The organism is Micromonospora sp. DT46 (genome assembly GCF_049841735.1).
GTDB lineage: Bacteria > Actinomycetota > Actinomycetes > Mycobacteriales > Micromonosporaceae > Micromonospora > Micromonospora reichwaldensis.
This window is the reverse complement of sequence record NZ_JBNCKW010000013.1, coordinates 15,190-40,695: the sequence shown is the minus strand read 5'-3', so window position 1 is coordinate 40,695 and position 25,506 is coordinate 15,190. Positions and strand designations below refer to the sequence as shown.

20 protein-coding genes are annotated in these 25,506 nt (G+C 74.9%); 7 read left to right on the top strand and 13 right to left on the bottom strand.

Annotated elements, in window-relative coordinates:
• The first annotated feature begins 59 nt into the window (after positions 1 to 59).
• Positions 60 to 1,106, top strand: a complete 1,047-nt coding sequence (locus tag ACLQ20_RS28860) for a LacI family DNA-binding transcriptional regulator (protein WP_425858163.1) — start codon at positions 60 to 62, stop codon at positions 1,104 to 1,106.
• A 59-nt stretch (positions 1,107 to 1,165) separates the two neighbouring features.
• The gene (locus ACLQ20_RS28855; RefSeq protein ID WP_425858210.1) at positions 1,166 to 2,842 is read left to right on the top strand and encodes a glycoside hydrolase family 13 protein; all 1,677 of its coding nucleotides are present in this window, start codon (positions 1,166 to 1,168) and stop codon (positions 2,840 to 2,842) included.
• Positions 2,843 to 2,897: 55 nt separating this feature from the next.
• Here ACLQ20_RS28855 and ACLQ20_RS28850 read toward each other — a convergent pair whose 3' ends face one another.
• The 4 genes from ACLQ20_RS28850 to xylA all read right to left on the bottom strand — a co-directional run bounded on the left by ACLQ20_RS28850 (position 2,898) and on the right by xylA (position 8,179).
• Positions 2,898 to 4,322, bottom strand: a complete 1,425-nt coding sequence (locus tag ACLQ20_RS28850) for an MFS transporter (RefSeq protein WP_425858162.1) — start codon at positions 4,320 to 4,322, stop codon at positions 2,898 to 2,900.
• 62 nt (positions 4,323 to 4,384) lie between these two features.
• Positions 4,385 to 5,488 (bottom strand): DUF5925 domain-containing protein, encoded by a 1,104-nt coding sequence (locus ACLQ20_RS28845; RefSeq protein WP_425858161.1) that lies wholly within the window; start codon positions 5,486 to 5,488, stop codon positions 4,385 to 4,387.
• Between the two features lie 40 nt (positions 5,489 to 5,528).
• Entirely contained in the window at positions 5,529 to 6,980 is a 1,452-nt protein-coding gene (gene xylB / locus ACLQ20_RS28840; RefSeq protein WP_425858160.1) for a xylulokinase, read from the bottom strand.
• Between the two features lie 11 nt (positions 6,981 to 6,991).
• Positions 6,992 to 8,179: a xylose isomerase gene (gene xylA, locus ACLQ20_RS28835; protein ID WP_151453299.1), complete on the bottom strand. Its 1,188-nt coding sequence runs from the start codon at positions 8,177 to 8,179 to the stop codon at positions 6,992 to 6,994.
• 75 nt (positions 8,180 to 8,254) lie between these two features.
• Between xylA and ACLQ20_RS28830 the strand changes: the two genes are divergently transcribed.
• Both ACLQ20_RS28830 and ACLQ20_RS28825 read left to right on the top strand, forming a co-directional pair.
• The gene (locus tag ACLQ20_RS28830) at positions 8,255 to 9,493 is read left to right on the top strand and encodes an ROK family protein (protein ID WP_225852012.1); all 1,239 of its coding nucleotides are present in this window, start codon (positions 8,255 to 8,257) and stop codon (positions 9,491 to 9,493) included.
• A 127-nt stretch (positions 9,494 to 9,620) separates the two neighbouring features.
• A complete protein-coding gene (locus ACLQ20_RS28825; RefSeq protein ID WP_327029408.1) occupies positions 9,621 to 11,291 on the top strand; it encodes a PP2C family protein-serine/threonine phosphatase in 1,671 nt (556 codons plus the stop codon).
• A gap of 96 nt (positions 11,292 to 11,387) precedes the next feature.
• On the opposite strand, the gene ACLQ20_RS28820 is transcribed toward ACLQ20_RS28825, so the two are convergent.
• Entirely contained in the window at positions 11,388 to 11,921 is a 534-nt protein-coding gene (locus tag ACLQ20_RS28820; protein WP_151453300.1) for a MarR family transcriptional regulator, read from the bottom strand.
• Between the two features lie 96 nt (positions 11,922 to 12,017).
• Between ACLQ20_RS28820 and ACLQ20_RS28815 the strand changes: the two genes are divergently transcribed.
• A complete protein-coding gene (locus ACLQ20_RS28815; protein WP_327029409.1) occupies positions 12,018 to 13,148 on the top strand; it encodes a PP2C family protein-serine/threonine phosphatase in 1,131 nt (376 codons plus the stop codon).
• A gap of 12 nt (positions 13,149 to 13,160) precedes the next feature.
• Here the strand turns inward: ACLQ20_RS28815 and ACLQ20_RS28810 are convergent, their stop codons facing one another.
• The 8 genes from ACLQ20_RS28810 to ACLQ20_RS28775 all read right to left on the bottom strand — a co-directional run bounded on the left by ACLQ20_RS28810 (position 13,161) and on the right by ACLQ20_RS28775 (position 23,588).
• Complete coding sequence (locus ACLQ20_RS28810) at positions 13,161 to 14,642, bottom strand: sugar transferase (protein WP_151453302.1); 1,482 nt, start codon at positions 14,640 to 14,642, stop codon at positions 13,161 to 13,163.
• A gap of 213 nt (positions 14,643 to 14,855) precedes the next feature.
• The gene (locus ACLQ20_RS28805) at positions 14,856 to 16,616 is read right to left on the bottom strand and encodes a VWA domain-containing protein (RefSeq protein WP_151453303.1); all 1,761 of its coding nucleotides are present in this window, start codon (positions 16,614 to 16,616) and stop codon (positions 14,856 to 14,858) included.
• 143 nt (positions 16,617 to 16,759) lie between these two features.
• Entirely contained in the window at positions 16,760 to 17,797 is a 1,038-nt protein-coding gene (locus ACLQ20_RS28800) for a lactonase family protein (RefSeq protein ID WP_151453304.1), read from the bottom strand.
• A gap of 127 nt (positions 17,798 to 17,924) precedes the next feature.
• Positions 17,925 to 18,527, bottom strand: a complete 603-nt coding sequence (locus ACLQ20_RS28795; RefSeq protein WP_151453305.1) for a GTP-binding protein — start codon at positions 18,525 to 18,527, stop codon at positions 17,925 to 17,927.
• Positions 18,508 to 18,897, bottom strand: coding sequence for a DUF742 domain-containing protein (locus ACLQ20_RS28790; RefSeq protein WP_151453306.1), 390 nt, complete (start codon positions 18,895 to 18,897; stop codon positions 18,508 to 18,510). Before ACLQ20_RS28790 ends, ACLQ20_RS28795 begins: the two co-directional genes overlap by 20 nt.
• Positions 18,887 to 19,306: a roadblock/LC7 domain-containing protein gene (locus ACLQ20_RS28785; RefSeq protein WP_151453307.1), complete on the bottom strand. Its 420-nt coding sequence runs from the start codon at positions 19,304 to 19,306 to the stop codon at positions 18,887 to 18,889. The genes ACLQ20_RS28790 and ACLQ20_RS28785 overlap by 11 nt, the downstream gene beginning before the upstream one ends.
• Positions 19,306 to 21,867: a nitrate- and nitrite sensing domain-containing protein gene (locus ACLQ20_RS28780; protein ID WP_425858159.1), complete on the bottom strand. Its 2,562-nt coding sequence runs from the start codon at positions 21,865 to 21,867 to the stop codon at positions 19,306 to 19,308. The genes ACLQ20_RS28785 and ACLQ20_RS28780 overlap by 1 nt, the downstream gene beginning before the upstream one ends.
• 230 nt (positions 21,868 to 22,097) lie before the next feature.
• Complete coding sequence (locus tag ACLQ20_RS28775) at positions 22,098 to 23,588, bottom strand: catalase (protein WP_358119335.1); 1,491 nt, start codon at positions 23,586 to 23,588, stop codon at positions 22,098 to 22,100.
• Positions 23,589 to 23,878: 290 nt separating this feature from the next.
• On the opposite strand from ACLQ20_RS28775, the gene ACLQ20_RS28770 reads away from it, so the two are divergent.
• Positions 23,879 to 24,472, top strand: a complete 594-nt coding sequence (locus ACLQ20_RS28770) for a hypothetical protein (protein WP_151453310.1) — start codon at positions 23,879 to 23,881, stop codon at positions 24,470 to 24,472.
• Between the two features lie 10 nt (positions 24,473 to 24,482).
• Positions 24,483 to 25,505: a hypothetical protein gene (locus tag ACLQ20_RS28765; RefSeq protein WP_151453311.1), complete on the top strand. Its 1,023-nt coding sequence runs from the start codon at positions 24,483 to 24,485 to the stop codon at positions 25,503 to 25,505.
• The last annotated feature ends 1 nt before the right edge of the window (position 25,506 follow it).

Below are 25,506 nucleotides of genomic sequence, written 5' to 3'. Positions count from 1 at the left end.
GCGTCTCCGCCGCCGCCGGTGACCCGGCGGCGGCGGAGCTGCACGGAGCGGGGGGTAGCGTGACGAGGATCGATGATGTCGCACGCCTGGCCGGGGTCTCCACCGCCACCGTGTCCCGGGCGCTGCGAGGGCTGCCGACGGTCTCGGCCGCGACCCGGCGCCGGGTGCTCGCGGCGGCCGAGCAACTGGACTACGCCGTCTCGCCGAGCGCCTCGCGGCTGGCCGGCGGACGCACCGGCACGGTCGCCGTCGTGGTCCCCCGCATCACCCGGTGGTTCTTCGGCACCGTCGTCGAGGCGGTCGAGGACATCCTCCAGCAGTCGGGCTACGACCTGCTGCTCTACAACCTCGGCGGGCGGGAGCAGATCCGTCAGCGGGTGCTGCGCACCGCCAACCTGCACAAGCGCGTCGACGCGATCATGCTGGTCGCCACGCCGCTGCGGCCCGCCGACCTGACCGCCCTGACGAAGCTGAAGCTGCCCGGGGTGACCATCAGCTCCGGCACGGTGGTGCCCGGCTGGCCCTGCGTACGCATCGACGACGTGGGCGTCGCGCGGACCGCCACCCGGCACCTGCTCGACCTGGGGCACCGGCGGATCGCCCACATCTCCGGCGACCCGGACGACGAACTGGCCTACACCACCCACCTCGACCGGCGGCGCGGCTACCGGGAGGCGCTGCGCGACGCCGGGCTGGTCCCCGATCCCGAGCTCGACGTGGAGTCACAGTTCACCATCAGCGGCGGCACGCGGGCCACCGAGGAGTTGCTCCGGCGCGGCGACCCGCCGACGGCCATCTTCGCGGCCTGCGACGAGATGGCGATGGGGGCGATGACCGCGCTGCGCGACGCCGGCCTACGGGTGCCGCAGGACGTCAGCGTGATCGGCGTCGACGACCACGACCTGGCCAGCGTCCTCGGGCTGAGCACGATCGCCCAGCCGGCGGCGGAACAGGGCCGGCTCGCCACGCGGATCCTGCTCGACCCGCTGCACGGCCGGGCCCTGCCGCCGGGGAGCACCCCCTACCTCGACACGCCGGGATCACCGGTGATCCTGCCCACTCGGCTGATCGTGCGTGAATCGACCGCACCACCCCGGGCACACTAACGGGAACCGGCGACGCCCGGCAGCATCCGACCGTCCGGCTCGACACACGGGAGAAGGCCCTGAACAGCAACCCGACGCACCAGGACACGCCTGCCGGCCCGGCCACCGGTTGGTGGACCAGGGCCACCATCTACCAGGTCTACCCGCGCTCCTTCGCCGACTCCGACGGCGACGGGATCGGTGACCTGCCCGGCATCACCGCCCGCCTGGACCACCTCGTGGAACTGGGCGTGGACGCGCTCTGGCTGTCGCCGTTCTACCCGTCGCCGCAGGCCGACGCCGGGTACGACGTGGCCGATTACCGGGACGTGGACCCGCTCTTCGGCACCCTCGCCGACGCCGACCGGCTGATCGCCGGGGCGCACTCGCGCGGGCTGCGGGTCATCGTCGACCTGGTGCCCAACCACACGTCGTCGGCGCACGAGTGGTTCGCCGCGGCGCTCGCCGCCGCCCCCGGCAGCCCGGAGCGCGACCGCTACGTCTTCCGTGACGGCCGGGGGCCGGACGGCGCGCAGCCCCCGAACGACTGGCAGAGCGTCTTCGGCGGGCCGGCCTGGACCCGCGTCACCGGGGCCGACGGCCACCCCGGCCAGTGGTACCTGCACCTGTTCGACTCGGGTCAGCCCGACCTCAACTGGGACAACTCCGAGGTCCGGGAGGAGTTCCTGGAGGTGCTCCGGTTCTGGCTGGACCGCGGCGTCGACGGCTTCCGCGTCGACGTGGCGCACGGCCTGATCAAGCAGGCCGACCTGGCCGACTGGCAGGAGCCGCAGGAGATCCTCTCCGGTCAGGAGATCGACAAGCCGCGCCCGCCCATGTGGGACCAGGAGGGCGTGCACGAGATCTACCGGGACTGGCGGCGCGTGCTGGACGGCTACCCCGACGAGCGGGTCCTGGTCGCCGAGGCGTGGGTCGAGCCGGCCGAGCGACTGGCCCGGTACGTCCGCCCGGACGAGATGCACCAGGCGTTCAACTTCGAGTACCTGCTGGCCGCGTGGACCGCCCCGGCCCAGTACGCGGTGATCACCCGCTCGCTGGAGGCCACCGACGCCGTCGGCGCCCCGACCACCTGGGTGCTCTCCAACCACGACGTGGTCCGGCACGCCTCCCGGCTGGGGCTGCCGATCGGCGAAAAACGGCCCAACGGCATCGGCATCGGCGACCCGCAGCCGGACGCCGCGCTCGGCCTGCGCCGGGCCCGGGCGGCCACCCTGCTGATGCTCGCCCTGCCCGGCTCGGCCTACCTCTACCAGGGCGAGGAACTGGGCCTGCCGGAGCACACCACGATGCCCGACGAGGCCCGGCAGGACCCGACCTGGGCGCGCAGCGGTCACACCGAGCGGGGTCGCGACGGCTGCCGGGTGCCGATCCCGTGGGAGGCCGACGCCCCCTCGTACGGCTTCGGGCCGACCGACGCGAGCTGGCTGCCGCAGCCGTCGCTCTGGGCGGAGTTCGCCCTGGACCGGCAACGGGACACGCCCGGCTCGACGTACGAGCTGTACCGGACGGCGCTGCGGCTGCGCCGCGAGCACCGGCTCGGCGAGGGCCCGCTGGAGTGGCTCGCCTCCGGCGACGAGGTGCTCTCGTTCCGCAACGGGGGGCTGACCGTGCTGACCAACTTCGGCGACGCCGCCGTGCCGCTGCCCGCCGGGTCCGAGCTGGTGCACGCCAGCGCCCCGCTGGACGCCGACGGCGCCGTGCCCACCGACGTGACGGTCTGGGTCCGCCCGGTCTGACGGGTAGGCAAGGGGCACCTTCCCCAACGCTGTGCGTGGGGAAGGTGCCCTTCGCTCACAGCCGTTCGGCGCGGTCGTGCAGCAGGTCCCGGACGTCGTCGATGTCGCCCGGCGAGGTCCGCGAGGCCAGCCAGTACATGACGCCCGTCGGGATGAAGAAGAGCTGGAAGGCCGCCAGCCCGACGGCGTAGTTCAGCGGCGGCGGAAAGGCCGCCCGCAGGCCGTGGAAGGCCACCCCCACCAGCCCGTTTCCGGCCGCCCGGCCGACGCCGTTGACCAGGTTGCCGAGGCTGTAGACGGTGCCCCGGTGCTCGGGCGGGTTGACGTCGGCGATCAGGGCGAACCAGTTCGGCGAGTTCGCCGAGGTGAGCGCCAGCGCCACGACGGCGGTGAGCAGGCTCAGCCCGACCGTCGGCTCGGTGAACACGCTGGTCAGCACCGCCCGCACCACCGCGCCGGCGCCGGCGCCGTCCGGCACGTCGATGCGTACCGGCACGAAGAAGAGGACCAGGTAGAACGGCAGCGCCGCGAGGATGCCGACCGCCGCGACCAGGGCCCGGCCCCGGGGCGTACGCCGTTGCAGCGCGTCGCCGACCAGCCCGCCCACGATGGAGAGCACCCCGCCGAGCTGGAACAGGGTGGCGAAGACGCTGCCCACGACCACGGCGGTGGCGGCGGAGTAGCCCTGGTCCTCGGCCCGCTGGGCGAAGAGCACCGGCAGCCAGACCAGCGACCCGAAGGCAGCCTGGGCGGTGAGGCCCTGGAGGATCAGCCAGCGGTTCGTCCGCCGGCCGAGGATCCTCGGCAGGTCCGCCCGGCTGATCCGGTAGTCGTACTCGGCGCCGGTGGCGAGCGCGTCGGCCAACTCCGGCTCGCTCTGCCCGCGCCGGATGTCGTAGGTGAACACGTAGGCGACGGTCGCCGCGACGCCGACCACGGTCAGCAGCAGGAACGGGCGTCGCCAGTCGGCGGCCCCGAGGAGCCCGCCGACCAGCGTGCCGGCCAGCGTGCCGACGCCCTGCGACAGCCCCCAGAAGCTCATCACCAGCCCCCGGCGGCGGGGCGAGATCAGGTCGGTGACGACCGAGAAGCCGACCGACCCGACCGCACCCAGGCCGACCGCCGCCAGGATCTGCGCCGCCAGGAAGGCGGGATAGTTCGCCGCGACCGCGCTGCCGCCCGTGCCCAGCGCCCAGATGAGGGTGCCGACCATCAGCAGCGGCTTGCGGTTCGCGCGGTCGCCCACGTACGCCCAGCCCACCGCGGCGACCGCGCTGGCCAGGAAGCTCACGGCGGTGACCAGGCCGAGCAGCCGCTGCGGCACGTCGAAGGCGGCGGAGATGGGCCCGTACAGCGGGGGCACCAGACCGATCGCCACGTTGTCCAGCGAGGCGAGCAGCACGAAGACCACGACGCTGTAGAACCGGTGCGTGGGCGTCCCGCCCCGGGCCCGCGCCGGCCCGCCCCTGGTCAAGGTCATGTGCGGCAGCCAACCAGGATCAGGTCACGAGCGGGTGACGACGCGCGGGCGCGCCGGGGCGCTCAGAGATAGCCGCCGATCGCGGGCGGGGCGGTGGGCGCGGCCGGCGTGCCCGCCCGCAGCGCGTACAGCTCGGCGAGGGTCGCGCCCTGGGGCGGCACCCCCGCCGCCGTGCCCAGCCACCCGGTCGCCTCCCCGTACGACAGCGGGCCCACCTCGATGCGGGCCAGGCAGCGACCCGGGCGGACCACCGCCGGGTGCAGCCGGGACAGGTCCTCGTTCGTGGTGATCGCGACGAGCACGTCGCGCCCCTGCCCGAGCAGCCCGTCGGTGAGGTTGAGCAGCCGGGACAGGGCCTGCCCGGCGGCCTGCTTCGCCTCGCCCCGGATCAGCTCGTCACAGTCCTCCAGGATGAGCAGCCGCCACCGGCGGCCCGTCCCCGGCTCGCCGTCCTCGTCCCCGACCGCCACCTCGGACAGGTACGCCGTGTCCGCGAAGAGCACGTCCGGGTCGAGCACGGCGTCGACCTGGCACCAGTCGCGCCACTGGCGGGTGAGGGCGCGCAGCGCGGTGGTCTTTCCCGTCCCGGGCGCCCCGTGCAGCAGCACCAGCCGGCCGGAGAGGCGCTCCGGGGTGGTCGCCATCAGCTCGTCGAGCGCGTCGCGTGCCGCGGCGGCGTAGTTCGGCCGGATCGCCGCCCACTCCGGCGCGGCGATGGAGCGTACGTCGCGCTGGCTGCCCCGGCGGGGGTTCTGGTGCCAGAAGCCGATCCGGCCGGCGCCCGGATCCTCCGGTTCGGCGGCGCCGTCGACGATCCGGTCCAGGGCCGGCCGGCCCACCTCCTCCGAGATCGCCGTGACCGTCACCTCCGCGCCGCGCCCCTTCCAGGTGACCACCCGGGCCGTCCAGCCGTCGCCGGCCAGCAGGCGGGACAGCTGGCGGTTCTCCACCGCCGTGCGGAGCAGTCGCCCGTCCGGGGCGGTCAGCGGCGCGTCGGGGCGCACCCGGGAGAGCCGGACGGTGTGCGACCACGGGTGGCGGCCGGTGACGAAGTCCGCCAGGACCAGCGCGTCGATGACGTCGCAGGGGGTGTCCGCGTCGTCGTACTGGAGCATCGAGGGAATGCCGGTGCCGGGCGCCTCGTCCGCTTCGGGGGTGGTTCGCATCCGTCGATGATCGCGAGCCGGGGCGCGCCCGTACAGTCCTTTACCCCGCCACGGCGTCGACCCGGTCGAGGAAGTGCTCGCGGGCGGCGGCGTACCGCTGCCGGATGGCGGGGACGGGGGCGGCGGCGTACTCCTCGGTGCCGTGGACGGACCACGTGGGGGGCGCCGCGCCGCCCAGGGCGACCCACGCGGCCTGGCGGGCGGCGCCGTCGGCGACGTACTCGCCGGGCGGCGGGACGACCACCGGCACGCCGAGGACCTGCGGCGCGATGCGGCGCACCGCCGCCGAGCGGGCGCCCCCGCCGACCAGGATCACCCGGCGCACGGCGGCGCCCTGGGCGGTGAGCGCGTCGAGGCCGTCGGCGAGGGCGCAGAGCAACCCCTCGACGGCGGCGCGCGCCAGGTGGGCGGCCGTCGAGGTGCGCAGGGTCAGCCCGTGCACGGCCCCGGACGCCAGTGGCCGGTCGGGCGTCCGCTCGCCCTCCAGATAGGGCACCATGACCAGCCCGTCCGCGCCGGCGGGGGCGGAGAGCGCCAGCCGGGCCAGCTCGTCCAGGTCGACCCGGAGCATCGCCGCCGCGGCGTCGAGCACCCGCGCGGCGTTGAGCGTGCAGACCAGGGGCAGGAAGCGGCCGGTGGCGTCGGCGAAGCCGGCGACCGTGCCGCTCGGGTCGGCGGCCGGGGCGTCGGCGACGCTGAACACGGTGCCGGAGGTGCCGATCGAGACGACGACGTCGCCCGGGCCCGCGCCGACGCCGAGCGCGGCGGCGGCGTTGTCCCCGGTGCCGGGGCCGAGCACCGCCCCACCGGCGGGCAGGCCCGGCAGGGCGTCGGGGCGTACGGCGCCCGCCGGCTCCGCCGGGCCGAGCACGGTCGGCACGTGCGGGCGCCGGCCGAACGCCCGCTCCAGCAGGTCGAAGCGGTAGTCGCCGGTGGCCGGGGACCAGTAGCCGGTGCCGCTGGCGTCGCCCCGGTCGGTGCGCAGCGCCGGCAGGCCCGGCGCGCCCGCCAGCCGCCAGGTCAGCCAGTCGTGCGGCAGGCAGACCGCCGCCACCCGGGCCGCGTGTGCCGGCTCGTGCCGGGCCAGCCAGCGCAGCTTGGTGACGGTGAAGCTGGCGACCGGCACGCTGCCCACCGCGTCGGCCCAGAAGCGGCGGCCGGCCTCCCCGCCGCCGGCCTCCTCGACCAGCTCGGCGGCGGCCCCGGCGGAACGGGTGTCGTTCCACAGCAGCGCCGGCCGGACCACGTCGCCCGCCTCGTCGAGGCACACCATGCCGTGCTGCTGGCCGGCGACGGAGACCGCCGCCACGTCGGCCAGCCCGCCGGCGGCGTCGACCGCCGCGCCCAGCGCGGTCCACCACGCCGCCGGGTCGACCTCGGTGCCATCCGGGTGCGGCGCCCGGCCCTGCCGGAGCAGGGCGCCGGTCTCCGCGTCCCGGACGACGACCTTGCAGGACTGGGTCGAGGAGTCGACCCCCGCGACGATCGGCATCTCCGGCGGCCTCAGCGGGCGCCGAGCAGGTGCTCGACGGCGAGCTGGTTGAGCCGGACGAAACCGAAGCCCTTCGCGGCGGCCCCGTCGACGTCGAACTCCTCGAACGCGGAGCGGTCGGCGAGCAGGTCGGCGTAGCCCTCGCCCGGCGCCAGCGTCGGCGTGCCCAGGTCGGCGACCCGGCTCGCGGCCAGCGCCTCGGCGACCTCCGGGTCCGCCCGGAATGCCGCCGCCCGCTCCTTGAGCAGCAGGTAGGTGCGCATGTTCGCCGCCGCCGACGCCCAGACGCCGGTCATGTCCTCGGTGCGCGAGGGCTTGTAGTCGAAGTGCCGGGGGCCGTCGTAGGCGGGCCCGCCGCCGGGGCCGCCGTGCTCCAGCAGGTCGACCAGGGCGAACGCGTTCAGCAGGTCGCCGTGGCCGAAGACGAGGTCCTGGTCGTACTTGACGCCGCGCTGGCCGTTGAGGTCGATGTGGAACAGCTTGCCCTGCCAGAGCGCCTGGGCGATGCCGTGGGCGAAGTTCAGGCCGGCCATCTGCTCGTGCCCTACCTCCGGGTTGAGCCCGACCAGCTCGGGGCGGGCCAGGGTGGAGATGAAGGCCAGGGCGTGCCCGACGGTGGGCAGGAGGATGTCGCCGCGCGGCTCGTTCGGCTTGGGCTCGATGGCGAAGCGCAGGTCGTAGCCGGAGTCGACGACGTACTGGCAGAGCAGGTCGACGGCCTCCCGGTAGCGGTCCAGCGCGGCCCGGACGTCCTTGGCGAGGTCGTACTCGGCGCCCTCCCGGCCGCCCCACATCACGAAGGTGCGGGCGCCCAGCTCGGCGGCGAGGTCGACGTTGCGCAGCACCTTGCGCAGCGCGTAGCGCCGGACGTCGCGGTCGTTGCTGGTGAAGCCGCCGTCCTTGAAGACCGGGTGGGTGAAGAGGTTGGTGGTCACCATCGGGACCGCCAGGCCGGTCTCGTCGAGCGCCTTGCGGAAGCGGGCCACGTGCTGGTCGCGGGTGGCGGCGTCCGCGCCGAAGGGCACCAGGTCGTCGTCGTGGAACGTGATCCCGTACGCGCCGAGTTCGGCGAGCCTGTGCACCGCCTCGACCGGGTCCAGCTCGGGGCGGGTGGCGTCGCCGAACGGGTCGCGGGCCTGCCAGCCCACCGTCCAGAGGCCGAAGGAGAACTTGTCGGCGGGGGTGGGACGGGGTGCCATGGCAGACCTCCGAGGTGTCGTCCGCTATTTGTTCAGTGGTTGAATTATTTGGCGGGCCTGTGGCAGTGTCAAGGGGTGACCCGACCCGACGCCCCGCCCGGACCGGTGCGGCAGGGCAGCCTGCGCGAGTGGAACCTCGCCGTGGTGCTCGGCCGGATCGCCGCCGCCGACCGCCCGCCCTCCCGGGCCGAGCTGGCCGCCGGCACCGGCCTCACCCGGGCCACCGTCTCGGCCGTGGTGGAGGACCTGCTCGCCGGCCGGTTGGTCGCCGAGTCGGAGCCGACGCCCCGGACCGGCGCGGGACGGCCCTCACGGGGCCTGGTGCTCGCCACGGACGGCCCGGCCGGGCTCGGCCTGGAGGTCAACGTCGACTACCTGGCCGCCTGCGTGGTCGACCTCGCCGGCCGGGTCCGCCACCACACCGTGCACCGCGCCGACCTGCGGCCCGTCTCCCCCGCCGAGGCGCTCGCCCGGCTGGCCGACCTGGCCGCCCGCGCCCGCGCCGACGCCGCCCGCGAGGGGCTCACCCTGGCCGGCGCCGCCCTCGCGGTGCCCGGCCTGGTCGACGACGCCGGCCTGGTCCGTCTCGCCCCGAACCTCGGCTGGCGCGACGTGCCCGTCCCCGCGCTGCTCGCCGAGGGGCCGCCGCTGACCGCGCACGTCGACGGCGTACCGCCGCTGGTGGTCGACAACGAGGCCAACCTCGCCGCGCTGGGCGAGCTGCACGCCGGGCCGGCGGGTCGGGCCAGCTTCCTGCACATCTCCGGCGAGGTCGGCATCGGCGCCGGGATCGTGCTCGACGGAGCCCTGTTCCGGGGCGCACGCGGCTGGAGCGGGGAGATCGGTCACCTCCCGATCCGGCCCGACGGCCCGCCCTGCCGGTGCGGCGGGCGGGGCTGCCTGGAGACGTACACCGGTCAGGAGGCGATCCTCGCCGCGGCCGGCCTCGCCGGCGCGGACCTGCCGGCGGACACCGCGACGACCCGGCTGGCCGAGCTGGCCGGGGCCGGCGACCCGGGCGCGCTGCGGGCCCTGGCCGAGGCCGGCACCGCCCTGGGGGTCGCCGTCGCCGGCGTGGTGAACCTGCTGGACCTGGACACCGTGGTGCTCGGCGGCGGGTACGCCCCGCTGGCGCCGTGGCTGCGCCCGCCGGTGCTCGCCGAGATCTCCCGGCGGGTGCTCACCGCGGCCTGGTCGCCGGTCACCGTCCGCCCGGCGTCCCTCGGCGCCGCCGCCGCGGCCGTCGGCGGGGCCGGCTCGGTGGTACGCCGGATCCTGGCGCGCCCGGCCGGCTGGCTGGCCCGGGCGGCCTGAGCCGGATTCCCCCGGGGGTGGCGTCGCCCCGCCTCGGTACGCTTGTCCCGAGGCAACCACCCCCAACCGAGGAGAGCACGACCAGCATGCGCACAGGTCGACCGACCGGGGCGCCCGGCGAGCGGCGGTGACCACCGTTCCCGGGGGCGGTGGCACGCGCCCGGCCGACGGCGGGCAGCCCGCCCGCTTCCGCTCCGGCCTCTCCCCCGACCCCGCGCGCCCGGTCGACTCCCGGCTGACCCGGGAGGTGCTCGACGGGCTCACCGAGGCGGTCGTGACGGCCGACCGGGCGGGGCTGGTGACCCTGGTCAACGCGATGGCGACCGCCCTCCTCCCCGAGCTCGTGCCCGGCACCGACCTGCGCACCTGTCCGATACCAGCCATGGCCCGGTCGGTGAGGGCCGGGGCGGACAGCTTCGACGCCGAACACGGCGGTCGCCGGCTGCGGGGCGTACGACGCGACCTGGCCGACGGGCGGCACGCCTGGTACGTGCGGGACGTCACCGAGGAACACGCGCGCACCGAGGCGCTCGGCGTCGAGCGGTCCCGGACGACGTTCCTCGCCCAGGCCGGCAGCCGCCTCGGGCTGTCGCTCCAGCGCGAGCAGACGCTGCGGACCGCCACGACCCTGCCCGTCCCCTACCTGGCCGACCTGGCCATGGTGGTCCACCTGCCGCCCCCGCCCGCCGAGGGCCAGCCGCACTGGATCCGGTACGACGGGGTCGATCCCGCCCCGGCGACCGGGCTGGCGACCTGGTCGCTGACCGGCTCGCTGCCCGGCCTGGCCGAGGCGCTGGCCGGGCACGCGGCCAACCCGGCCCCGTGGCCGGATCAGGAGACGGCCGGCCTGTCCTCCGTGCTTCCGCCCGGCTTCGGCCGGCCCGGCACCGTGCTGGTCAGCCCCATGCGGGGCGCCGGACGCACCACCGGAGCCCTGGTGCTGGTCCGTCGTGCCGGGCGGGCCGGCTTCGCCGGGCGCGACGTCGAGCTGGCCCGGGAGTTCGCCGCCCGCGCGGGCGCGGCCCTCGGCGCCGCCGAACTCTACGGCGAACAGGTCCACCTGGCGCGGGTGTTGCAGAACAGCCTGCTCCCGCCCGACCTGCCGGCCGTGCCGGGCGCCACCCTCGCCGGCGGGTACCGGGCGGCCGGGGACCGGCTGCGCATCGGCGGCGACTTCTACGACGTCTTCCCCATCCCGGGAGGCGCGATCTTCGCCCTCGGGGACGTGGCCGGCAAGGGCGTCGGCGCGGCCGTCCTCACCGGGCGGGTCCGCCAGTCCCTGCGGACCCTGCGCCTGGTCGAGCAACGGCCGCTGGAGTTGATGCGGCTGCTCGACCAGGCGCTTCTCGACTCCCCGGACGCGGCCCGCCGCAGCCAGTTCACCACCCTGCTGCTCGGCACCCTCCACGCCGCGCCCGGCGGCGGGTGCACCGTCCGGATCGCCGGCGGCGGCCACCCGTCCCCGCTGCTGGTCCGGGCCGACGGTGAGGTCGCCCCGGTCGCGGTCGGCGGGATGCCGGTGGGCGCGCTGGCCACCGCCCGGTTCGCCGAGGCGGAGCTGTGCCTCGGCCCCGGCGAGCTGCTGCTCGCGTACACCGACGGGGTCGTGGAGGCGCGCGGCGGCCCCGGCGGCCAGGAGATGTTCGGCGAGGAGCGGCTGCGCGCGGCGCTGGCCTCGGCCGCCGGGTTGGCCCCGGCCGCGCTGGTCGACCGGCTCCTCGACGCCGTCGACGAGTGGCTCGACGGGCAGAGCCAGGACGACATCGCGATGTTGGCCGTCGCGGCGGCAGCGCCCTGACCGGCCGAACCGTCGCGGCCGGGTGTCCGCCGGCCACGCCCGATCCTTCGGCGAACCCCGTCGACGCGGGGAACCCGTGTGCCCGCTCCGGCCGGGTCAGGCCGTCCTGGCCACCCGCGGCCCGTTCCCCGGCTGCTCCTGCGCCGGTAGGCCGACCGGGCGCTCCCGCGGCACCGCCGGCCAGGGGCCGGCCGCCTCGACGGACTGCACGGAGGCGTTCCGGTGCCGTGCCGCCTCGTCGAACTCCCGCATGCCCCGCAGGAGAGCCTGCCGCCCCTCGGCGGTCATGTCGGCGAGGATCGCCGCGAGCTGCTGGCGCCGGTCGTCCCGCAGCTCGGCGAGGAGCCGGCGGGACTCCGGGGTCAGGTGCAGCGAGATCTCCCGCCGGTCGAACCGGCCGGGCTCCCGTTCCAGCATGCCCGCCGCCACCAGGCGGTCGCAGAGCCGGCTGGCGGAGGAGAGCAGCATGTCGAGCCCGGTGGCCAGGCCGCGGAGGTTGATCCCCTCGTGCTGCTCGACCAGCATGATCGCGCGCAACTGCGCGCCGGAGACGCGACTGGTCGTCCGCTCCCGCGCGGCCTCCCAGACCGTCAGCAGGGCGTCGGCCACCGCGTCGAGCTCGACGGCCATACTCGTCTCGGGTCCGGAGGGACCGTGCACATCCGCCATGGTGGGCCCGAGACTACTCCGAATCCCCAAGTCTGGGCTCGTGACGAGGGAGCGATGATGAGCGAACCGGTCAACCGGGCACGGCAGGTCCTCAACGAGGCGCCCGCCGACCTGCTGCTGGACCGGATCGCCGACGTCCTGGCCGCGGACTACGGGATCGCCCGGGTGGAGCTGCTCCAGGTCGACTACCGGCTGGCGGCGCTGCTGCCGCTCGTCGGGGACGAGCCCGTCACCGCGCCGGGGCACCCCGCCTGGCGCTGCTTCGACCACCAGGCCCCGATCGTCGCCGACGACACCGGATACCTCCCGGTGTCCATGCGCGGGGAACGCCGCGGCGTGCTGGTCGTGACCCCCGTGCCGGCCCGGCCGGCCGCGCTCGACGAGCTGACGGAGATCGCCACCACGCTCGCCCACGAGATCGCCGCGGTCACCCCGGGCACGGACGTGTACCGGTCCGCACGGCGTAGCAGGCGGCTCACCCTCGCCGCCGAGATGCAGTGGGAGATGCTCCCGGGCCGCAGCCGGACCCGCCCGTCGTTCAGCCTCGCCGGACAGCTGGAACCGGCGTACGCGGTGCGCGGCGACAGCTTCGACTGGTCCGACGACGGCAGCCGGGTCTGGTTGGCGACCATCAACGGCACGGGCGAGGGGGTGGCCGCCGCGATGCTCACCTCGCTCGCCACCCACGCGCTGCGCAACGCCCGCCGGTCCGGGCTCAGCCTCGCCGACCAGGCGGCCCTCGCCGACCAGGCGGTCTACGACCTGCACCGGGGAGACCAGCACCTCGCGGTGCTGCTGATGGAGCTGGACCTGCGCTCGGGGCTGCTCACCGTGGTCGACGCCGGGTCGCCCCGCCTCGTGCTGCTGCGCGACGGGCAGGTCCGGGAGCTGCCGCTGGAGGCGCAGTTCCCGCTCGGCATGTTCGAGGCCACCGACTACCGGGAGCAGCACTTCGAGCTGTGCCGCGACGATCGGCTCTTCGTGGTCAGCGACGGCGTCATCGAGGCCACCGGGCAGGACGTCCGGTACGGCGAGACCGCGCTCGACCGGTTCCTGCGCCGGACCGGACCGATGGAGCCGCTGGACGCCGTCCGCTCGCTGATCGGCGACCTGCGCGCGTTCGTCGCCGGCGACCTGACCGACGACGCGGTGGTGGTGTGCCTGGACTGGACGGGCCCGCAGGACTGAGCGGCCGGCCGCTCAGTACGCCCCACGGCTGTTGACCACCGCGCCGAAGGTCTTCCAGAGGATCGTCAGGTCGGCCGCGAGCGACCAGTTCTCCACGTAGTAGAGGTCGAGCCGGATGCCGTCCTCCCAGCTCAGGTCGGATCGGCCGCTCACCTGCCAGAGCCCGGTCATGCCCGGCTTGACCAGCAACCGGCGGGCCACGTCGCCGTCGTAGCGGGCCACCTCCGAGGGCAGCGGCGGTCGGGGGCCGACCAGGCTCATGTCCCCGAGCAGGACGTTGACCAGCTGCGGCAGCTCGTCCAGCGACCACTTGCGCAGCAGCCGCCCGATGCGGGTCACCCGCGGGTCGTCGCGCATCTTGAACATCAGGCCGTCGGTCTCGTTGCGGACGGCCAGCGCGGCCAGCAGGGCGTCGGCGTTTACCACCATGGTGCGGAACTTGTAGACGCCGAACTCCCGCCCGCCCTGCCCGACCCGGGTCTGCCGGAACAGCACCGGCCCCCGGCTGTCGACCTTGATCGCCAGCGCGACGACGGCCAGCAACGGCAGCAGCAGCGTGAGGGCGACCGACGAGACGGCCCGGTCGACGAAGCCCTTTACCAGCTTGCGGGCCCCGCGGAACTCGGGCGCCTCGACGTGGATCAGCGGCAGGCCGGCGACCGGCCGGGTGTGGATGCGCGGGCCGGCGACGTCGGTCAGCGCCGGGGCCACCACCAGGTCGATGCCGGTGCCCTCCAACTGCCAGCCCAGCCGGCGCAGGCGGGTGGCGGTCAGCTCGCCGGAGGCGGTCACCGCGACGGTGTCCGCGCCGATGGCGGTGGCCGCCTCGGGGATGCCCCGGAACGAGCCGACCACCGGCACGTCGCCCAGCCGCTGCGCGACCGGGGCGAGCAGCGCGTCCGGGATGCAGGCCCCGACCACCTGGTAGCCCGCGTACGGCTCGCGCCGCAGGGTGTGCACCAACTCCAGCACGTGCGCGGTGTCGCCGACCACCAGCACCTTGCGCGACCAACCGGCGCCCTCGGAACGCGCCCGGTGCAGCCGCTTGCGGGCGGCGAACCGGGCCACCTCCAGGCCGAGCATGCCGACGGCGAACGAGATGCCGAGGAATCCCCGGGAGACGCCCACGTCGGCGATGTAGCCGGCGATCGCGATGCCACCGGCGAGGCGCAGGCTGGCGGTGCCGACCCGCCGGTACTCGTCGGCGCCGTAGCCGAGGACGCGGTCGTCGTAGCAGCGCAGCACCCGCAGCGAGACCAGCCAGGCGAGGACCAGCCCGGGGGCGACCAGAACGTACGGAATCTTCGATCCGCCGGGGGCGTCGTCGCCGAACCGGGCGACGTACCCGACGAGCACGGCGAGGGTCAGGACGGTGGTGTCCAGCACCACCAGGGAGCGGACGTAGGCACGCTCGCGGGTGCGGGCCGGCCCTGGCCGCGGTTCGTCCGGTCTCGACGACGTGCTGGCGGGGGTCAACAGCGTCGCTGAGGTCACCGGCCCTCCCCACTTCGGTCGCCGACGGCCCGTACGCCGGGCCCGGGTCGCGGGCCGGCCGTAGGGGCACCAGGACATCGTGCCCCGACAACCCCGCTCGCCGATTGCTTCGGACGCATTACCGTCACTACTTTCCCCGAGGAACCCCTTGCGGGGAAAGGGCCCACGGCACCGGATCCCGTGCGGCGGGTGTGCCCCGCGCTGCGTTGCGGCTCAGGCCGGGGCCTTGCGCAGCGCGATCGCCTTGAGGAAGATGTCGCCGATCTTGGTCGGGTCCTCGGTGACGAAGGCGCCTCCGCCGGTGACGTCGGTGATCGACTTCAGCTCGGCCTTGCTCACGTCGCTGCCGATACCGATGATCACGACCTGCACCGGCCGCTCCGGGTCCTTGAGCTTGTTCAGCTCGGCCAGCAGCTTCTGCTGCGTGATGCCGTCGGAGTCCTCGTTCTTGCCGTCGGTGAACAGCACGATCGAGTTGACCCGGCCGGGCTCCCAGTTGTCCTGCACCTCTTGGTACGCCGCCAGCACGGTGTCGTAGAGGCCGGTGTCACCATTCGACGAGCGGATCGAGCCCAGGGACTGCTCCAGCTTGCCGCGCTGGCGGGACAGCGGCCCGATGGTGAGCAGTTCCCGATGGTCGCGGGCGCCCACCAGCTGCGTGGAGAACGTCCAGAGACCGATCGACCAGGAGTCGTCGAAGAGGTTCAGCCCGCGCCGGGCCGCCTCGACGGTGACCTGCTGCCGGGTCGCGTTGCCGGCGTTGGCCACCTTCTCCTTCATCGACCCGGAGACGTCGATGACGGCGAGCATCCGGCCGGACTGGGTGGCGATCGACCAGCTGGAGACGGCGCGCTCCATGGCCTGCGGGTCGAGCCCGCCCGGAGCCGATCCGCCGCCGTTGGCCGGCGGGGCGGGAGCGCCGCCGGCCGGGCTGGGCGCGCCCTGCGGCGCGTCGAAGCCCGCGCCCCAGTTGCCGTCCGGCGCGCGCAGCGACCGGCTCGCCAACTGGTCACGGAAGTCGTCGGTGACGAGCACCTCGTAGAGCACCCTCGCCGCCGCCGCCTTGGCCGGCTCGATGCCGGGCAGCACCGCGTACGGGTAGTCCAGCGGCGCGGGCGCCGGCTCCAGGTAGAGCGCGGCCAGCGGCACCGGCGGCTTCTTGCTGTTGTACTGGATCACGTCCTCTTCCGAGAGCGCCGCCGCACCCAGGCTGCTCGCGATCGTCGTGGGATCCGAGGCGGTGGGGAACCGGGCGAGCAGGTCCGGCCGCAGCGCCGAGCGGTCGGTGGCGAGCGCCCGCAGCGCGGCCACCTTCTCCTTCTCCGCGTCGGGGCCGCCGGAGGCGCTGGCGGCGGCCGTCAGCGAGAGCAGGCCGGACAGGCCGGCGGCGTCGCGGGTCGGCTCGACGATCCCGGTGCGCAACGGCTTGTCGCTCTGCACCTGCTGCAGGAGCTGGGTCCAGCTGAACTTCTTCTGCGGCCAGCCGAGCCGCGTGGCGATCGGCACCGGCATCGCCACGACCACCGGGCTGCGGGCGATGGACGCCCCGTTGCCCGGCTCGAAGGCGGTGGCGCCACCGGTCTTGAGCCGCAGCAGCCACGTGGAGGAGTCGGGCACCCAGACGTCCGGGCTGACCGAGGTGCCGCTGGCCTGCCCCACGCCGGCCAGGGTGACGCCGTGCTTGGCGGCGACCGTCGCGGCCACGTCGACCGGATCGGACGCCGTGACGTTCACCGCGATGCAGGTGCCGCCCACGGCGGCACCGTCCTTCACCCACCGCGCGGCGGCGGCGTCGACCGCCGGGGCGAGCTCGGCCGCGACGGCGACGGACAGCTCGGTACGGCCCGAGCAGTTCGGTTGCGCCAGCTGCTGGTAGCCGAACCAGCCGCCGGCCGTGACGGCGAGGACGCCCACGGCAGCGGCGGCGGTGGCTGCGTGGAAATTCGTACGCATGCGATGGCGGCCTGCTGACACGGTGACCATCTTGCGGACCTGTCGGGACGACTGCCACGGGCCGTTCGGACGAAAGTTACGCAGAAGAAATAGTTGATCACCGAATTGCTACGGTGCGTGGTTATGCCGCCCCGTGGCGTCGATGTCGCGGACATGTTGGCTGGTCAGGGCACCACACAGGTGGGGGACGTCACAGCCACCGGCTCCCCGACCGGAGCCGGGACGCCGGTGCCCGCGTCCACCCGGAAGACCCGGATCATGTCGGCCCGCTCGTCGGCGACGTAGAGGTGCTCGCCGGCCAGGGCGAAGTGCCGCGGCCACTCCCCGCCCGTGTCCACCTCGGCGACCAGCTCCGGCAGCTCGCCGGCCACGGCGAAGACCGCGACGGTGCCCACTCCCCGGTTGGCGACGTAGAGGAAGCGTCCGTCCGGGCCGACCGCGATCTCCGACGGCTGGACGGGCCCGGTGCGGTCGCTGGCCTCGACGCGGCCCCGCTGGTGCAGCGCGCCGTCGCCGGTCAGCTCGTAGGCGGTGACCGAACCGTCCAGCTCCCCCGCCACCCAGCAGCGCCGCCCGTCCGGGTGCCGGGCCAGGTGCCGGGGACCGACGCCGGCGGCCGTGCGCACCCGGGGTGCCCGGGGTACCAGCCGGCCGGAGGCCGCGTCCAGGTCGTAGCGGTAGATCGAGTCGGTGCCCAGGTCGACCGCGAGCAGCGGGCCCTGGCCCGGATCGGGGTTCACCATGTGGGCGTGCGCGCGTTCCTGGCGCTCCCGGTCCGGCCCGTGCCCCTCGTGCTGCACCAGGTCGCTGCGCTCGCCGGGGGCGCCGTCGGGGTCGAGCGGGAACACCGTCACGCTGCCGCCGCCGTAGTTGGCCACCACGAGGTGGCCGCCGTCCGGGACGACCGCCAGGTGGCAGGGCTCCGCGCCCCCGGTGGGCCGGGTGCCGAGCGGGGTCAGCTCGCCGTCGGCGCCGACGCGGAAGGCGCTGACCTGCCCGTCGGGCAGCTCGTTCACCGCGTAGAGGACGGGCAGCCGCGGGTGCCGAGCCAGGAAGGAGGGCGAGGGGGTGACCGCGACGGTGCCGAGCGGGGTCAGCTCACCGGAGACGGGGTCCCGCCGCGCCGCGACGATGCCGGCGGCCCGGCCCCCGCTGTGCGCCGTGTAGCCGCCGATGTGGACGATCTCGCCCTGACCTGTCACCGCGTCCGCCTTCCGCCGATTCCTCCGTCGATCCCACCAGCGTTCCCACTGGGCCGCTTGCTTAGCCCCGAAACCCCCACCGAATCGTGGCGGCCCGCCGGCAGACGCCCGCCGGGCCGCCGCCGGCTCAGGCCGCCGGGACGGGCTCGCCGCGCTGCCGGGCCACGTGCTCGACCAGCGCGATCAGCACCTCCTTGCCGGACTGCCGGTCCCGCGCGTCGCAGAGCACCAGCGGCACGTCGGGGTCGAGGTCCAGCGCCTGGCGTACGGACTCCAGGCTGAACCGGCGGCCGCCGTCGAAGCAGTTGACCCCCACGACGAACGGGACGCCCCGCTGCTCGAAGTAGTCGATCGACGGGAAGCAGTCGGCCAGTCGGCGGGTGTCGGCGAGCACCACGGCCCCGAGCGCGCCGAACGCCAGCTCGTCCCAGAGGAACCAGAACCGGTCCTGGCCCGGGGTGCCGAAGAGGTAGACCTGGAGGTCGTCGTTGATCGTGATCCGGCCGAAGTCCATCGCCACCGTGGTGGTCGACTTCGCCTCTACGCCGGAGAGGTCGTCGGTGCCGATGCCGGCACCGGTCAGCACCTCCTCGGTCTGCAACGGCCGGACCTCGCTGAGCGCGCTCACCAGCGTCGTCTTGCCGGCGCCGAACCCCCCGGCGATCAGGATCTTCAACGCGAGCGGGATCCGGGATTCGGATCCGGTCCGGTCATAGCGCACGGAGTCCACTGACCACCGCCTTGAGGATGTCGTCGTCGGGCAGGTATGCGGCGGCCGTCGGCTGGTGCACCGCGACCAGCCCGCGCGACAGCAGGTCGCCGAGGAGCACGCGGACCACGCCCACCGCGAGGTCGAGGTCGACCGCGAGCTCCGCGACGGGGACCGGTCGGGCGGCCAGCTCCACCAGGCGCCGGTGCTCGGGGTGCAGCTCCGGGTGGACGGTCGGGTCGGCGGCCGCCTCGGCCAGCACGTACGCGACCAGGTCGAAGCCGACCGCGCCCGAGCGGACCCGACCGCCGGTGAGGGTGTAGGGCCGCACGACCGGGCCGGCGTCGTCGTCGAGCCACTCGTGCTGCGGCCCGGGCGAGTCAGCCCGCATCGGCGGTCCCCGCCGTCGTCCGGGCCGGGGCGCTGAGGTACTCCCCGACCCGGGTGACGAGCATCGCCATCTCGTACGCCACGAGGCCGATGTCCGCGTCCGCGTCGGCGACCACGGCCAGGCAGGCGCCCTGCCCGGCCGCGGTGACGAAGAGGTACGCGGACTCCATCTCCACCACGGTCTGCCGGACCGCCCCGCCGGCCACCTGCCGGCTCGCGCCCCGGGCCAGGCTGGAGAAGCCCGACGCCAGCGCGGACAGGTGCTCGGCGTCGGCACGGTCCATCCCGGCGGAGGCGCCCATCAGCAGCCCGTCCGCCGAGAGCACCACCGCCTGTCGGGCGGGCGGCACCCGTTCCACCAGCTCGTCGAGCAACCAGTCGAGATCGGCGCTCTGCCTAGTCGGATGCATCAGGCGTCCCTCTCAGTCGCGGTCCTGGGTTCGGTGTCCACCGGCTGCTCGGCCGGCGTCGGGTTCGGGTCCGCACTCGGCGGGTCGGCCGGCGTCGGGCTCGGGTCCGCACGAGGCGGGTCCGGCCGGTCGGCGGCGGGCGCGGCCTGTCGCGGGGTCGTCCCGGTGGCCGCCGCCCGGCCACGGGCGGTGCCGGCCTGGAGGGCGGACATGATCCGCCGTGCCTCCTCCGGGCTGCGCGGGGCGGGACTGGCGATCACCGGCTGCCGCAGCGTCGGGCCGTCCAGCGCGGACCGCCGCCCCGACGCGTCCCCGGCGGAGGAGTGCTCCCCGGTCGTGTCCGGGTGCCGGGGCCGGACCGCCGGAGGCCGGCGGCGTACCCGACGGGGCAGCCCGTCGATCTCCCCGACGGCCTCGACCGGGGCGGGACCGCCGGTATCCGCCCCACCCGGGGCCGAACCGGGGGCCGCGCCGTCCGGGGCCGGCCGCGCGGGGCCCGTGCCGGCGTGGGCGGAGCGGGAGGCGGCCGGAGCCCCGGTGGAGGGTGCCGTGGCGGGCCCGGTGGAGCGGGCCGGGCGGGGCAGCGTGCCCAGCCGGCTCGCCCGGGCGAGCCGCCGCTCCTCCGACGTCGAGGCGGGCCGGGGCGCCACCGGCGGGCCGCCGGTCGGGGGCAGGGAGGGCTCGTCGGTGACCAGGTCGGCGGGGATGAGCACCACAGCGGTCAGCCCGCCGCCGTCGGACGGGCGCAGCCGCACCCGGACCCCGTGCCGGGCGGCGAGGCGGGCCACCACGAAGTGTCCGAGGCGGGCGGTCTCGGAGGGCTCGAAGTCGGGCGAGCGGGCCAGCCGCCGGTTCGTGTCCTCCAGCGCGGCGGCGGACATGCCCAGGCCCCGGTCGGTGACCTCCACCGCGTAGCCGTTCGCCACGTGCTGCCCCGAGACCTCGACCCGGGTCTTCGGCGGCGAGAACGCGGTGGCGTTCTCGATCAGCTCGGCGAGCAGGTGGATCACGTCGCCGACGGCCCGCCCCAGCACGCCGGCGGGTGCCACGGTGGTGATGTCGACCCGGTCGTACGACTCGACCTCGGAGATCGCGCCCCGGACCAGGTCGACCGTCGCGACCGGGTTGCGCCAGCCCCGCCCGGGGGCCGCGCCGGCCAGGATGACCAGGTCCTCGGCGTGCCGCCGCAACCGGGTGGCGAGGTGGTCGACGCGGAACAGCTCCGCCAGCTCGTCCGGGTCCTCGGTGTGCCGCTCCATCCGGTCGAGCAGCGCGAGCTGCCGGTGCACCAGCCCCTGGCTGCGCCGGGCGATGTTGAGGAACACCTCGTTGAGGCCCCGGCGCAGGGTCACCTCGTCGACGGCCGACTGCACGGCGGTGCGCTGCACCGCGGTGAACGCCCGCGCCACCTGGCCGATCTCGTCGCCGCCGTACTCCAGCGGGGGCGCCTCCCGGGCGACGTCGACCTGCTCGCCCCGGCGCAGCCGGGCCACCACGTCGGGCAGCCGGTGCTCGGCCGTCTCCAGCGCGGTCGTGCGTACGCCGGAGAGCCGGTGCGCGAGGCTGCGGCCGACCCGCAGCGACACGAGGACCGAGACCACGACGGCGGCCAGGCCCAGCAGCCCGGCGGCGCCGAGGCGGACCAGGATGCGCACGGCCGACGGCACCGACCGCTCGGCGAGCCCGTCGGCCTGCGCCAGCTCGAACTCCCGCAGTGCCTGCTGCACCGCCTGGTAGTTCTCCTGCCAGGCCCTCGGGTCCACGGTCGGCCGGGTGGCGGAGCCGGCGCCCACCAGCTCGTCCTGCATCGCCCGCAGCCGGCCGAAGGTCGCCCCCTCGGTCAGCCGTTGGAACGCGGCGCGCTCGGCGTCGGGCAGGTCGGCGATCGCCGTCTCGGCGAGGAACCGCTGGTTGCCGACGGTCTGCACCAGCTGGAGGTGCTCGCCGTCGGCGAACCGGCCGGCGGTGAACGCCCCGGCGAGCAGGGCGTCGGTCTGCCCGAGCAGCTCCCGGGACCGGCCGAGCCCGGTGACGGCCAGGGCCTGCCGGTTGAGGTCCCGGTCGGGCAGGTTGGCCATCGCCGAGAACGCCTGGAAGGCCGAATTGATCATTCCGCTGTAGAGCCCGACCGCGCCGGCCCGGTCCACCGCCCGCCGGTCGATGAACCCCCGCCCGGCGGGCAGCGCGTCCAGCGCGGTGACCAGCTGGTCGAGCCGGGCGTCGAGGATGTCGTCGGCGGCGTCGCGCAACTCCTCCCCGCCGACCCGCCGGCGCAGCTCCGCGATCGCCCGGTCGGTCCGCTGCCGCTGCTCGGCGAGCCCCGGCGCGTCGCTCTCGCCCGCCAACTGCACCACCGAGAGCCGGCGTTCCCGTTGCAGCTCGGCCACCACCGTCTCGCCGGGACGGCCGAGGTCGTAGAGGAGCGTCCGGGCGGCGAGCAGGTCGAGGGCGGGCCCGAAGGTGAGCGTGGTGGCGAAGATCCAGAGTGCCAGCAGCGCGGTCACCGGCACGACGACCAATGCGGTCAGCTTCGAGCGGATCGGCCAGTCGCGGGTGTTCAATCAGACCTCGCCCGAAAGGTGTGGCTGCGGGGGCGCCGGCGCCGGCCGGGCAGCGTCGCGGTCGGACTGTTCCGGCCCGCGGTGCCGGGCAGGTCCGGCTGACGCCTTGGGCAGGATACGTAATCCTCGCCCGATGCACTACCGTCCGTCGCGCCGGGCCTACCGGACGAACGTCCATGATCGACGAACGCCCCGCCGGGGGCCGGCGGGGCGTTCGTGGGTGGTACGGATCAGGCGTCGACGGAGATGCCGAGGCCCTCGGCGACCCGGCGGCCGTAGTCGGCGTCGCACTGGCTGAAGTGCCAGACCATCTTCTCCTGGATGTGCTTGTCGCACTGGGCCAGCAGGGTGGTGAGGTTGAGGATCAGGTCGTCCCGCTCCCAGTCGGCCATCTCGCGGTAGCGCCGGCCGGCCTGGGAGTAGTTGTTCTGCCGCTCGATCGGGGCCTTCATGACCTGGCCCGAGACGAACGGACGGTACTCCCGGTAGGACTCGTCGGCCTCCCGGAGACCGGCGACCGAGGACGGCTCGAAGTTGATGTGCGGGTTGGCACCACGGTCGTCCACCCCGTACGACATCTGGCCGCCGGTCTGGTTGGTGCTGACCCGCACGTCCTCGCGCGGCCGGTTGACCGGCAGCTGGAGGTAGTTCGGGCCGACCCGGTAACGCTGGGTGTCCGAGTAGGAGAACGTCCGGCCGATCAGCATCTTGTCGTCGGAGAAGTCGATGCCGTCGACCAGCACGCCGGTGCCGAAGGCGATCTGCTCGTTCTCGTTGTGGTGGTCGGTGATGTTGCGGTTGAGCGTCATCATGCCGACCGGCAGGTAGGGGAAGTCCTCCGCCGGCCAGATCTTGGTGTCGTCGAGCGGGTCGAAGTCCAGCTCCGGGTGCTCGTCGTCGCTCATCACCTGGACGTTGAGCTCCCACTTCGGGTGGTCGCCGCGCTCGATCGCCTCGTAGAGGTCCTTCGAGGCGTGACCCAGCTCGGTGGCCTGGATGGCGTCCGCCTCGGCCTGGGTGAGGTTGTGCTCGCCCTGCTGGGACAGCCAGTGGAACTTGACCAGCACGCCCTCGCCCTCGGCGTTGACGAGGCGGTAGGTGTTCACCCCGGAGCCGCGCATCGTCCGGTAGTTCTTCGGGATGCCGTACGGGGAGAAGAGCCAGGTCAGCATGTGCATCGACTCGGGCGTGTTCGACATGAAGTCGAAGATCCGGTTCGGCTCCTGACGGAAGGTGACCGGGTCCGGCTTCAGCGCGTGGATCACGTCCGGGAACTTGATCGCGTCGCGGATGAAGAAGACCTGAAGGTTGTTGCCCACCATGTCCCAGTTGCCGTCCTCGGTGCGGAACTTGACGGCGAAGCCGCGCGGGTCGCGCGCCGCCTCGGAGGAGTCCCGGCCGCCGATGACGGTGGAGAAGCGGATGGTCACGGGCGTCTTGTTGCCCCTGGTCTGGAACAGCTTGGCCCGGGTGTACGTCGACGCCGGCTGGTCGCCGATCGTCCCGTACGCCTCGAACTCGCCGTGCGCGACGAAGCCGCGGGCGTGCACCACCCGCTCCGGGATGCGCTCCCGGTCGAAGTGGCTGATCTTCTCCAGGAAGTGGTAGTTCTCCAGCGTCGCCGGGCCGCGCGAACCGACCGTCCGCTGCTGCTGGTTGTTGTGCACGGGGTGACCCTGACGGGTGGTGAGGATCGGCCTGTTGGCCTGCGGGTCGCTCATGGCTCTCCTCCGGTGGTCGTGGTCGTCCCCCCCAGCTCGTACCGGGCCGGTCCGCCGGCCGGGGCGAACCGGCGCAGCAGGATCCGACCGGCATCACCCCACCCAAGCGCGTTTTCTGGAACGAGTCAAGTTTTGGCAGCCGGTCACGCTGTGTGACTCGTCATGCCATGGCGGGGAATCAGCGGGGGCCGGGTCCGCCGGGCAGCGGGGTCGGGTTCGTCAGGAAAGTGCACCGGAACGGGATTGGCGGGCAGTGAGCGGAGGGAATACCACCTGACGAAGGAGGAGCCATGTCGCCCACGCAGATAGTCGTCATCGTTCTCGTCGTGCTGGTGATCGCGGCCGTAGCCGTGGCCGCCCGGTCGTACGCCCGCCGCCGCGCGCTGCGGTCGCGGTTCGGTCCCGAGTACGACCGTGCCGTCGCCGAGCAGGACAGCCGGACCGCCGCCGAGCGGGAACTGCGGGAGCGGGAGCGCCGCCACGCGGAGCTCACGCTGACCCCCCTCGCCCCCGAGTCCCGGGCCCGGTACTCCGCCGCGTGGGAGGAGCTCCAGGTCCGCTTCGTCGACTCCCCCGCCGAGACCGTGGGTGAGGCGGACGAACTGGTCACCCGGCTCATCGCGGAACGTGGCTACCCCACCGGCGAGTTCTCCGACCAGATCGCCCACCTCTCCGTCGAACACGCCCGCACGCTGGGCCACTACCGCGACGCCCACGACATCCACCTGCGCAACTCCCGGGGCGAGGCGAGCACGGAGGAACTCCGCCAGGCCGTCGTCCACTACCGCGCCCTCTTCGCAGACCTGCTCGGCGAGGAGCCGGTCGGAGCCCGACCGTCCGAGCAGCACGACCCGGACAGCCAGCACGACGTCACGAGCCGCTAGGAGGATGACCATGCGCCAGGAAGAGCAGCGGGTGGGCAACGAGCACCCCGAGGCCGTCCGCTCCGAGCCGGTGCCGGTGCCGCCTCCGGGCGACCGGTCCGGCCGGGCCGACGTACCCGAGGACGTCCTCGACGACCGGGGCACCTTCGACGATCCGGCGGTCGCCGACCGCGACCGGACCGGCCGCAACCGGACCGGCCGCGACGACGACGAGCCGTCGCGCGACCGGGACGCCGGCCGGGCCCGGCCGGACGACCGGGACGCCGACCGCGACCGGGGCGGGTTCCACGAGCCGGGGCCGGTGCCGACCGCCTTCGGGGCCACCAGCGTCGGCGGCGCGGTCGCCGCGTCCGCCCTGGCCAGCCCCCTGCCGGAGGACGAGCCCGACCCGCGTACGGAGTCGACCGCGCGCCCGGGCGACGGTGCCGTGGGCGGCCCCCGGGAGGGCCGCCGGGCGGACCCGACCGCCGAGTTCCACCGTTCCGTCGGGCTCGGCGACGACCGTTCCGACGACCGGCAGGACCGCCGGGACGGCGCCGAGGTGCTGCCGCCGGACGCCGCAGACGGCCGTCCCGAGCGCCGGGCCGACGTCACCGGGTGGGCCGGCGACCCGGAGGGCGGCGCGGCCGGGGCTGCTGGGTACGGCAGCGCCACGCCCACGATGGTCGACCCGGACGCCGAGCACGCGCCGGCCGGGCGGGCGGCCACCGGGGAACTGGGGGTCGCCGGCACCGACCGGCCGGCGGGCGCGACCGTGGCCGCCGAACCGGCCAGCCTCTTCGACCCGGCGACGGCGCAGGGCTTCCGGGACCGCTGGCGCAACGTCCAGCTGCGCTTCGTGGACGATCCCCGCGCGGCGGCCGGGGAGGCCCAGTCGCTGGTCGACGAGGCCATCCAGGCGCTCTCCTCGGCGCTGTCCGCGCAGAAGAACAAGCTGGGCGGCTGGCAGGACGCCGGCTCCGCCGACACCGAACAGCTCCGGATGGCCGTCCGCCACTACCGCGACTTCCTGGACCGGGTGCTCGGGCGCTGAC